General features: G+C 65.6%; 7 protein-coding genes and 2 tRNA genes. 7 read left to right on the top strand and 2 right to left on the bottom strand.

What is annotated here, in order from left to right; all coding sequences use genetic code 11:
* Nucleotides 1-139: 139 nt before the first annotated feature.
* Nucleotides 140-385, bottom strand: coding sequence for a hypothetical protein (locus tag Q0S71_RS23440; RefSeq protein ID WP_296001133.1), 246 nt, complete (start codon nucleotides 383-385; stop codon nucleotides 140-142).
* 321 nt (nucleotides 386-706) lie between these two features.
* Between Q0S71_RS23440 and Q0S71_RS23435 the strand changes: the two genes are divergently transcribed.
* From Q0S71_RS23435 to Q0S71_RS23405, 7 genes are all read left to right on the top strand, one after another.
* Nucleotides 707-791 (top strand) — tRNA-Leu (locus Q0S71_RS23435).
* A 201-nt stretch (nucleotides 792-992) separates the two neighbouring features.
* Nucleotides 993-1,077, top strand: a tRNA-Leu gene (locus Q0S71_RS23430).
* Between the two features lie 111 nt (nucleotides 1,078-1,188).
* Entirely contained in the window at nucleotides 1,189-3,390 is a 2,202-nt protein-coding gene (locus tag Q0S71_RS23425; RefSeq protein WP_296001131.1) for a GAF domain-containing protein, read from the top strand.
* 138 nt (nucleotides 3,391-3,528) lie between these two features.
* On the top strand, nucleotides 3,529-4,689 hold the full coding sequence (locus tag Q0S71_RS23420) for a diguanylate cyclase (RefSeq protein WP_296001129.1): 1,161 nt from the start codon (nucleotides 3,529-3,531) through the stop codon (nucleotides 4,687-4,689).
* Between the two features lie 159 nt (nucleotides 4,690-4,848).
* Complete coding sequence (locus tag Q0S71_RS23415; protein ID WP_296001127.1) at nucleotides 4,849-5,403, top strand: phasin family protein; 555 nt, start codon at nucleotides 4,849-4,851, stop codon at nucleotides 5,401-5,403.
* 221 nt (nucleotides 5,404-5,624) lie between these two features.
* On the top strand, nucleotides 5,625-7,265 hold the full coding sequence (locus Q0S71_RS23410) for a VRR-NUC domain-containing protein (protein WP_296001126.1): 1,641 nt from the start codon (nucleotides 5,625-5,627) through the stop codon (nucleotides 7,263-7,265).
* A 1-nt stretch (nucleotide 7,266) separates the two neighbouring features.
* Nucleotides 7,267-9,678: an ATP-dependent DNA helicase gene (locus tag Q0S71_RS23405; RefSeq protein ID WP_296001124.1), complete on the top strand. Its 2,412-nt coding sequence runs from the start codon at nucleotides 7,267-7,269 to the stop codon at nucleotides 9,676-9,678.
* Nucleotides 9,679-9,726: 48 nt separating this feature from the next.
* Here Q0S71_RS23405 and Q0S71_RS23400 read toward each other — a convergent pair whose 3' ends face one another.
* A complete protein-coding gene (locus tag Q0S71_RS23400; RefSeq protein WP_296001122.1) occupies nucleotides 9,727-10,455 on the bottom strand; it encodes a LytTR family DNA-binding domain-containing protein in 729 nt (242 codons plus the stop codon).
* Nucleotides 10,456-10,458: the final 3 nt, after the last annotated feature.

Raw genomic sequence — 10,458 nt, 5'->3', positions numbered from 1 at the left:
TCTTGGTACGACGGTCTTCGCGTTCATGTTCGGCAAACAGGCTGATCCGGGGCTTCATCATTGTGGTATTCATTGGTCGCGGGCTGATGCCAGAATTTTACCGAACCTGCGAACGGCAGGATAGGTTTCTAGAGGTACCCTAAATTTGCTCAAAAGAAAGGCCGCTTTTATTCTTGGTAAGAATTTCTAAAATTTGCTCTTTTGAATTACGTATTGCGGACCGCTCTATTATTTCTTGATAGGCCTGGAAGATACCAAGCAGTACAAGAAGAGAAAGCGCGGCGACGGTGAGTGTCCAAAATTTAACCCGGATCGCTGGAACGAGTGCTGGAACAAGCGCGGCGATGGCTAGTGCGAGTGATATGATAGCGATATAGCTGTCCATAATTATGGTAATCACTTTCAATAAAATTTATTAATTATTACTTGAAAATTGCGGCCGGGTCCACCGATGGCGATTATTGGCAGACAAAGGATAGAATTTCCGGCTGGCACCGGCCCGACCTCCTGCGCGTAGCTAGAATAGCATTTTTGCCTAAACGAAAATACACGGATTGTCACTTTCAAAGGCATGGCATGGGCGCGCGCCCTGCTCTCCCCGCCATCGAAAACTTCCGATTTTTCGCATTTGCCATTGACCTTGCACGGCACGGCCGGTATGATACGCCCCGTTGCAACGTTGCAGACTTGTTCTGTAACCCGCAGTGCCCACGTGGCGGAATTGGTAGACGCGCATGGTTCAGGTCCATGTGCCGCAAGGTGTGGGGGTTCGAGTCCCTCCGTGGGCACCACTACCGGATGAGCTGGAAAGAAAAAGCCGCAAACTTTCACGAGTTTGCGGCTTTTTCCGTTTGACACGGCGGCGGCGCGGCGGCACTTTTCAACATTTACTTTCCTAAAAGCAGAAAATGGCCCTTGACGGCGCGCGACCGCCCCCGTAAGATTCGGCCTCTGTTGCAGAACATGCAGCAGTGAGTAGCAAGCAGTTCAGTGCCCACGTGGCGGAATTGGTAGACGCGCATGGTTCAGGTCCATGTGCCGCAAGGTGTGGGGGTTCGAGTCCCTCCGTGGGCACCACTCTACCGAATACGCAAAAAAGCCGCAGACTTTCACGAGTCTGCGGCTTTTTTCATTGCCGTGCGTCTTCTTGTACTACACTGGCTCATCTCCTCCCACGCGCCGCCGCCCATGAAGCAGTCGCCGTCCTCCGCACCGCCGTCGACCGTGCTGATCGCGTCCAGCGCGCACTACGACGTGCAGCCCCTGCAGCAATTGCTGTCGCGTTACAGCTTGCAGATCCGTAGCGTCGACACCGGCGCCGCCGCGCTCGAGGCGGCCGGCGCCGGCGCGGTGGCGCTGATCCTGCTCGACGTCACGCTGGCCGGCAGCGCCAGCTTCGAGCTGTGCGCGCATTTGGCCCACGCCGGTCCGCACGCGCTGCCGGTGCTGCTCGTTTCCGCCCAGCCCAGCGCCGACGAGCAGCAACGCGCGCTGGCGGCCGGCGCCGTCGCCTATTTCGCCATCCCCTTCCAGGCCGAGGAGGTGGCCGAGCGCATCTTGCTGCAACTGGGCGTGCTCAGCGCCGATCCCGGCGGCCAGCAGCTGGCGCGGCCGCAACTGCCCCGGCTCGACGTCAACTACCGCACGCTGATGGCCGGTTCGCCCGACTGCGTGCTGTTGCTCGACCTCGACCAGCGCCACCTGGTCGAAGCCAACCGCAACGCCCGCAAGCTGTTCGGCCGGCCCGAAGCGCAGCTGTTGCAGCACGACCTGGCCGCACTGTGCCCGCCGCAGCAACCCGACGGCCGCGATTCGGCCGAGCTCATCGCCCACTGCATCGCCCAGGTGCTGGCCGGCGCCATCCGCGTGTTCGAGGCCAGTTTCCTGCACGCGGACGGCCAGGTGCTCGACTGCGAAATGCGCCTGGTGCTGCTCGACATGCCGCAGCAGCGCCTGCTGCACGTGCGCCTGACCGACGTCAGCGCGCGGCGCCGCGACGAGGCGCTGCGCAACGGCCAGAACCAGCTGCTGGAAATGATCGCGCGCGGCGACCCGCTGCGCGCCACGCTGGACCGGCTGACGCGGCTGATCGAGGCCCAGTCGGACGGCGTGCACTGTTCCGTGATGCTGGTCGACGCCGACAACCGCATCCGCGTCGGCGCCGCGCCCAGCCTGCCGGCCGCCTATCTGGACGCCATCGACGGCCTGGCCGTCGGCCCCGGCGTCGGCTCCTGCGGCACGTGCATAGACCGCAAGGAACAGGTGATCGTGTCCGACATCGAGCGCGACCCGCTGTGGACGCCCTACCGCCAACTGGCCGCCGGCCATGGCTTGCGGGCCTGCTGGTCGGCGCCCATCCTGCTCGACCAGGATACCGTGCTCGGCGCCTTCGCCATGTATTACCGCGACGTGCGCAGCCCGACCGCCGAGGCCCAGCGCCTGATCTCGGTGGCCGCCCACCTGGCCGGCATCGCCATCGCCCGCACCCGCCGCGAGGAGGAGTTGGGGCGCCACCGCGACCACCTCGAAGAACTGGTCGCGGCCCGCACCGTCGAGCTGACCCTGGCCAAGGAGCAGGCCGAGATGGCCAGCGAGGAACTGGCCACGGCGCTCGACAACCTCAGCCTGACGCAGGAGGAGCTGGTGCGGCGCGACAAGCTGGCCGCGCTCGGCGCCCTGGTGGCCGGCGTGGCCCACGAGCTGAACACGCCGATCGGCAACAGCATGATGGTCGCCAGCACCATGACCGACCACACGGCCGAACTGCGGCGCCAGTTCGCCACCGGCATCCGGCGCTCGGCGCTCGACGCCTACCTGGCCCACGCGGCCGAGGCGGAGGACATCATCACCCGCAATCTGCACCGCGCCGCCGAGCTGGTGTCCAGCTTCAAGCGCATCGCCGTCGACGCCGCCGGCTCGCAGCGCAGCACCTTCGAGCTCGACACCCTGGTCGCCGAACTGATCCTGCCGCTCCACGCCACCGTCAAGCACACCGCGCTGACGGTCGAGCAGGACATCGCGCCCGGCCTGACGATGGACAGCTATCCCGGCCCGCTGGGCCTGGCGCTCACCCATTTGTTCGACAACAGCGTCGTGCACGGCTTCGCCGGCCGCGGCGGCGGCACCATCGTGATCCGCGCCCGCCGCACCGACCAGGGCGAGATCGCGCTGTCGCTGGCCGACGACGGCGCCGGCATCGCCGCCGCCCACCAAAGCCGCGTCTACGATCCCTTCTTCACCACCCGGCTCGGCGCCGGCGGTTCCGGCCTCGGCCTGCACATCACGCACAACATCGTCACCGGCGTGCTGGGCGGGCGCATCACGCTCGCCAACGCGGCCGGCGCCGGCGTCGTCTTCACCTTGCTGCTGCCGGCGGTGGCGCCGCGATGACGTGGGATTTTCATGTGAAAAATATATTTCTCTTGCCACAAATTCAATATGGACGCGCCGTATAATCAAGACGCCAGTCTCACCCCGGGACCAGCCTACGCCTTAGAACGCGCCCCAGCGGCGCCATCAAAATCCGCCGTGGACCTCGCCGCCGCCCACTCGCCCCAATTCGCGCTTGCGCCACTGCGTTGCGAGTTTTGCTGCGCCGCCACCGAAGACGCCTTCCTGCGCCAGCACCTGGCGACCATGCAGGCCCAGCTGCGCATGACCTTTATCTGCTGCGCCGTGTTCTTCGTCGGCTTCGCCGTCTGCGACGCCGCCTGGCTGGGCCTGGTGCCAGCGCTGCTGGTGCTGCTGGCCGCGCGCCTGGCCGTGGCCGCCATCGCCCTCATCGGCATCGCGGTGGTGCGCCGCCATCCACTGTCGATCCGGCTGGCGCGGGCCGTCGCCAGCGTCGGCGAACTGGCCGGCTGCGCCGGTTTCCTGCTGATCGTCCTGCTGCGCCCGCAGCCGATGGCGCTGCACGCCATCACCATGTCCATCGTCCTCATCGTGCTGTATATGTACATCCCGAACCGGCTGATCCACGCCGCCGCCATCGCCGCCGCCACCACCGCCCTGTTCCTGGTGCTGGCGCGAGGCGTCGGCCGGCTGCCGGGCGCCGAGCTGGGCACGATGACGCTGCTGCTGACGCTGGCCAACCTGTTCGGCTATATCGCCGCGCGCCGCCACCAGCTGCTGTGGCGCGAGCAATTCAGCGCGCAAACGGTGCTCAAGAATTTGTCGATCCGCGACCATCTGACCGGCTGCTACAACCGCCGCCACTTGCACGCCCAGCTGCTGGAAACGGAAATCGCGCGCGCCCAGCGCTACAGCCAGAGCCTGACCGTCATCATGTGCGACCTCGACCATTTCAAGGACGTCAACGACCGCTACGGCCACTACGGCGGCGACGCCGTGCTGCAAGTGTTCGCCGGCCTGCTGCAATCGATGACGCGCGACAGCGTCGACAGCGTGGTGCGCTACGGCGGCGAGGAATTCCTGCTGATCTTGCCGGAGACGGATTTGGGCGGCGGCGTGCTGCTGGCCGAGCGCCTGCGGCTGGCCTTCGCCGCCGCGCCCATCGAGCACGAGCGCCAGGCCATCGACGCCACCGCCAGCTTCGGCGTGGTCAGCGTCGACTTCAGCGGCGTGGTCAGCGCCGCCGCCCAGCAGCGCATGATCGCCTGCGCCGACGAGTTGCTGTACGCCGCCAAAAAAGCCGGCCGCAACCGGGTCTGTTCGCGCCAGCTGCGCTGACGCCGGCGCACGGCGCGGCCCGTTACCAGATAGCCGTTGCGGAAACCGGGTTCTTGCGAAATAATGGGGCCACAACAACAGGGCCCAGCCCGACCCCGCAAGGCCAGCAGTCGCAGGACGCTCGAGACTAAGCAGTATCCATCATAACGAGGAGACCCCATGTTTACGAATCCGGAACAATTTGCCAACGCCACCAAAGCCCTGTTTGAATTCCAGCTTGAAACCTTCAACACCCTGACCAGCAAGGCGGTCCAGGGCGTGCAGCAAGTGGTGGAGCTGAATATGGCCACCGCCAAGTCGCGCGTCGAAGAAAGCCTGGCCCATGGCAAGGAATTGAGCCAGACCAAAGATCCGCAAGCGGCGCTGAAACTGGCCGCCGCCAAGACCCAGCCCGGCATGGCCGGCGCCGCCGCCTACAACCAGCAGCTCGGCCTCATCATCGCCGACATCCGCGAAGAATTCACGCGCGCGGCCGACGCCCACATGACGGAAGCGAAAAGCACGCTCAGCGCGCTCATTTACGACGTCACCAAAAACGTGCGGCCCGGTTCCGAAAACGCCGTGCAGATCGTCAAGGCCGCCATCGACAACGCCTTCAACGGCTATGAACAGGTGACCAAGGCCACCAAGCAAGCCGTCGAAGCGGTCGAAACGCAGGTCGCCAAGGCGGCCGCGATGGTCGAGCCGGCCGCCGACAAGGCGGCCAAGCAGTAAGGCCGCCGAGATCCGACGACCTCACCCGGGGTCGGAGCGGAGCACCAGGCTAGCTAATTCGGGGGCAGACCACGGTCCTGCCCCCGGTCCAGACCCCGACGTCACGCCGCTGGCGCCCCACGCGCTCACATCCTCACTCCCCCATCCCGCCACGAATTCGCTGTGCATCCAGCCCTCGACACGATATACTGTACATAAACACAGTTAGCGCGCCGCCTACAATGATGACAGTTCTGGAAAACGAGTTTTATTACCTGGATAACTTCCATCGGGTCCTGACGTGGATCGCCGAGCGCTACAGCGACCTGCTGAGCGCCGACGAATCGGCCTTCCTCGCCGACTTCCCCACCCTGCCGCAAGCGGCGCGCGCGCTGTTCGTGCGCATGGTCATGCGCAAGGGCGAGCTGTTCCGCGCCAGCAAACTGGTTTATGCCGAAATCGGCAATCCCCACGACGCCGCCCTGCCGCTGGCCGCGCGCGGCCTGGTGGAAAACGATCCCGTCCTCACACTGGAGCAGTTGTTCGAGCTGCTGCAAAAGCCGGAAATCGGCCAGCTATTCCATTTGTCGGCCCACCAAAAAAGCCTGCGCAAGACCGAGCAGCTGGCGGCGCTGCGCGCCCGCTACGACGGCGAGCACCGCTATTCCACCTGGCATCCGCAGTCGGGCGACCACGTCTACCGCATCGCCTCGCAAGCGCTGTGCGACCGCCTGCGCCTTATCTTCTTCGGCAACCACCACCAGACCTGGACCGAGTTCGTGCTGTCCGACCTCGGCATCCACCAGTATGAAAAAGTCGAATTCTCGCCGGCCGCGCGCGGTTTCCGCAGCCGGCGCGACATCGACGACTATCTGGCCCTGCACGCATGCCGCGAACGCTACAACAACGGCGAGGCCGTCGCCGACGTGCTGCGCGACCTGCCGCCGGCCGCGCCCGACAACGACTGGCTGCGCAGCCGCCGCGACAAGCTGCTGTTCCAGCTGGCCCAGCATCTGGAAAAGCTGCGCGACTGGCCCGCCGCCCACGACGCCTACGCCGCCTGCGCCTATCCCGGCGCGCGCGCCCGCGCCATCCGCGTGCTGGAAAAAGACGGCCGCCACGCCTACGCCTACGCGCTGCTGTGCGCCGCCCGCGAGGCGCCCGAAAGCGCCGCCGAATCGCAGCAGCTGCTGCGCATGGCGCCGCGCCTGGCGCGCCGGCTGGGCCACGCCAGGCCGGCGCGCGCCGTGCCGGCCACGGTGAGCCGGCTCGACGTCAGCCTGGCGCAGCCGGCGCAGGCGGCCTACGTCGAACTGCTGGTGCGCGACCACCTGACGCGCGCCGACGCGCCGGTCTACTACGTGGAAAACTCGCTCATCAACTCCCTGTTCGGCCTGCTGTGCTGGGACGCGATTTTCAGCGCCATTCCCGGCGCCTTCTTCCACCCCTTCCACCGCGGCCCGGCCGATTTGCACAGCGCCGATTTCCAGCGCCGCCGCGCGCAACAGTTCGCCGCCTGCCTGGCGCAGCTCGATGGCGAGCTGTATCGCGCCACGATACAGGCCAACTACGCCGCCAAGGCCGGCATCCAGTCGCCGTTCGTGTACTGGGAAGCGCTCGACGCGCAACTGATCGCGCTGGCGCTGTCGTGCATCCCGGCCGCGCACCTGAAAAAATCGTTCGAGCGCATCCTGCTCGACATCAAGTCCAACCGCAGCGGCTTCCCCGACCTGATCCAGTTCTGGCCGGCCGAACGGCGCTACCACATGATCGAAGTCAAAGGCCCCGGCGACTGCCTGCAGGACAACCAGCTGCGCTGGATAGACTATTGCGCCGAACATCAGATGCCGATCTCGGTCTGCTACCTGCAATGGGCCGATTGAAGTGAGCGACGGCGCGCGTCCGGCCTCGGCCACGGCGGCCGGCTACACCGTCGCCGTGCGCGCGCTGTGCGAATTCACGGCCAAGGCGGGCGACCTCGACCTGCGCTTCACGCCCTCGCCCACCGCGCAGGAAGGCATCGCCGGCCACGGCGTGGTCGCGGCGCGGCGCGGCGAAGCCTATGAAAGCGAGATCGCGCTGAGCGGCGACTTCGGCCCGCTGCACGTGCGCGGCCGCGCCCACGGCTACGACCCGCGCCGCAACCGCCTCGAAGAAATCAAGACCTATCGCGGCGACCTGGGCAAGATGCCGGCCAACCACCGCGCCCTGCACTGGGCGCAGGTGAAAATCTACGGCTACCTGCTGTGCGCCGCGCGCGGCCTGACGGAAGTGAAGCTGGCCCTGGTCTACTTCGACATCGGCACGCAAAAGGAAACCGTGCTGCAAGACGATTTCGAGGCCGTCGATTTGCAGGACTACTTCAGGCAGCAGTGCGGCCTGTTCCTGCAATGGGCCGAGCAGGAGATGCGGCACCGCAGCCGGCGCGACGCGGCGCTCAAGGCCATGCCCTTCCCCCACGCCGACTTCCGTCCCGGCCAGCGCCAGCTGGCCGAAGCGATGTACAAAGCCAGCGCGCGCGCCTGCTGCCTGCTGGCGCAAGCGCCGACCGGCATCGGCAAGACCGTCGGCAGCCTGTTCCCGCTGCTCAAGGCGAGCGCCGAACATGGGCTCGACAAAGTATTCTTCCTGGCCGCGAAAACTTCGGGCCGGCAAATGGCGCTCGACGCGATCCGCATGATCCGCGACGGCGCGGCGGCGGCCAACACCGATGACGAAATCGGCACAATCGACACCATCGACACCATCGACGCCATCGATGCGGCGGACGACGCATCGACCACTTATCCGCTGCTGCCATTGCGCACACTGGAACTGGCCGCCAAGAGCAGCGCCTGCGAACATCCCGAGCTGGCCTGCCACGGCGAATCATGCCCGCTGGCGCGGGGCTTCTACGACAAGCTGCCCGCCGCGCGCCAAGCCGCTTTGAACGCGCCCATATTGGATAAGGCTTCCCTGCGCACGATCGCGCTCGAACACCAGGTCTGCCCCTACTATCTGAGCAGCGAAATGGCGCGCTGGTGCGACGTCGTCATCGGCGACTACAACTACTACTTCGACGTCAGCGCCATGCTGCACAGCCTCACCGTGATGAACGACTGGAAGGTCAGCGTGCTGGTCGACGAAGCGCACAACATGGTCTCCCGTGCGCGCAAGATGTACTCGGCCGAACTCGATCACGCCAGCCTGCGCCTGCTGCGCAAGGTGGTGCCCGAGGCGCTGAAAAAATCGCTGGACCGCTTGCACCGCCAGTGGAGCGCGCTGGAAAATGAACAGCAGGACGATTACGCCTGCCACGCCACGCTGCCCGAAAAATTCATGATCGCGCTGCAGGGCGCCACCACCGCCATCTCCGACTACCAGGCCGACCATCCCGGCTACGCCGACGCCGACCTGCAAAATTTTTACTTCACCGCCCTGCTGTTCGCGCGGCTGGCCGAGAGCTTCGGCAAGCACTCGCTGTTCGACATCGCCAGCAGCGCGTCGGCGGCGGGGCGCGCCAACTCGCTGCTCTGCATCCGCAACATCGTGCCGGCGCCGTTCTTGCAGCAGCGCTTCGACAGCACCCACAGCAGCGCGCTGTTCTCGGCCACGCTCAGCCCCTGGAACTATTACAGCGACATGCTGGGCATGCCGGCGACGACGGCCTGGGTCGACGTCGAATCGCCGTTCATCGCGCAGCAGTTGTCGGTGCAGATCGCCGGGCATATTTCGACGCGCTACCAGCACCGCCAAAAGTCGCTGCAACCGATCGCCGATCTGATGGGCGCCCAGTACGCCCGCGATCCCGGCAACTACCTGGCTTTTTTCAGCAGCTTCGATTACATGGAAAAAGCGGCGGCGCTGTTCGCCGAGCGCCATCCGCAGGTGCCGCAGTGGCGCCAGTCGCGCCGCATGGACGAAGCGGAACGGGCGCAATTCCTGGCGCGCTTCACGGCGACCGGCAGCGGCATCGGCTTCGCGGTGCTGGGCGGCTCCTTCGGCGAAGGCATCGACCTGCCGGGCGCGCGCCTGATCGGCGCCTTCATCGCCACGCTCGGCCTGCCGCAACTGAACCCGGTCAATGAACAGATCCGGCTGCGCATGGACGCCATCTTCGGCGCCGGCTACGACTACACCTATCTGTATCCCGGCTTGCAGAAGGCGGTGCAGGCGGCCGGACGCGTGATCCGCACCACCTCCGATCGCGGCACCGTGTTCCTGATCGACGACCGCTACGCCCGGCCCGAAGTGCGGCAGCTGCTGCCGTCGTGGTGGCATGTAGAAGACTGCGTGCGCCCCGCGCCGCCGAGTTAGCGTCGATTCGAGGTCGCGTAACTCGGGGTCGGACCACAACGACCACGCCTATTGAATCACACTGCGGATTTTCTGATACCCGCTGCGGCTGATCGGCAGCCTGCTGCCATCGTTGAGAATCGCGACGTGGCTATCCTTGGTGGCCTGCTCGATGCGGCTCACGCACTCGATGTTGACGATGTAGGAGCGGTGTATGCGCAGGAACTGCCGCGCGTCGAGCTGCGCCTCCAGCTCCGACAGCGTCTGATGCTTCAGATACGATTTGCCTTCCGAGCGGATCTGCACATAATCGTCCTGCGCCTCGATGCAGGCGATCTTCTCGCTGGCGATCACGTGGACCCTGGCGCCGTCGCGTATCAGCACGCGGCTCAAGGGCCGCTTGCGCGTCGCCGCCTCGCGCACCAGCGCGCCGACCGCGCCATCATCGGCGGCGCCGCCGCGCGCGTGGGCCAGCGCCTGGTCGAAGCGCTGCTGGCTGAATGGCTTGAGCAGATAATCGAGCGCGTGAAACTCGAAGGCCTTGACCGCGTACTGGTCGAAGGCGGTGGCGAAGATGTAGCGCGCCTTGCCGCCGGCCAGCTCCGCCACTTCAAAACCGTCCAGCTTGGGCATCCGTATATCCAAAAACACCAGGTCCGGTTCCAGCTCCACGATCGCCTTCACGGCCTCGTAACCGTTGGCGCATTCGGCCACGATGTCCACGTCCGGATGTTCGGCCAGATACTCGCGCACCACGCCGCGCGCCAGGGCTTCATCGTCCACGATTATGATGCGCATGCT

Origin of the sequence: Rugamonas sp. (genome assembly GCF_025354735.1) — a bacterium.
In the GTDB taxonomy this organism is placed as follows: Bacteria; Pseudomonadota; Gammaproteobacteria; order Burkholderiales; family Burkholderiaceae_D; genus Rugamonas.
Note: the sequence above shows the minus strand (reverse complement) of the source record. Positions and strands in the feature narration are given on the sequence as shown.

Bases quoted from the DNA above. Each gene is read 5' to 3' on its own strand.
- Q0S71_RS23440 (WP_296001133.1), bottom strand. From the start codon at position 385: ATGGACAGCTATATCGCTATCATATCACTCGCACTAGCCATCGCCGCG.
- Q0S71_RS23425 (WP_296001131.1), top strand. From the start codon at position 1,189: ATGAAGCAGTCGCCGTCCTCCGCACCGCCGTCGACCGTGCTGATCGCG.
- Q0S71_RS23415 (WP_296001127.1), top strand. From the start codon at position 4,849: ATGTTTACGAATCCGGAACAATTTGCCAACGCCACCAAAGCCCTGTTT.
- Q0S71_RS23410 (WP_296001126.1), top strand. From the start codon at position 5,625: ATGATGACAGTTCTGGAAAACGAGTTTTATTACCTGGATAACTTCCAT.
- Q0S71_RS23400 (WP_296001122.1), bottom strand. From the start codon at position 10,455: ATGCGCATCATAATCGTGGACGATGAAGCCCTGGCGCGCGGCGTGGTG.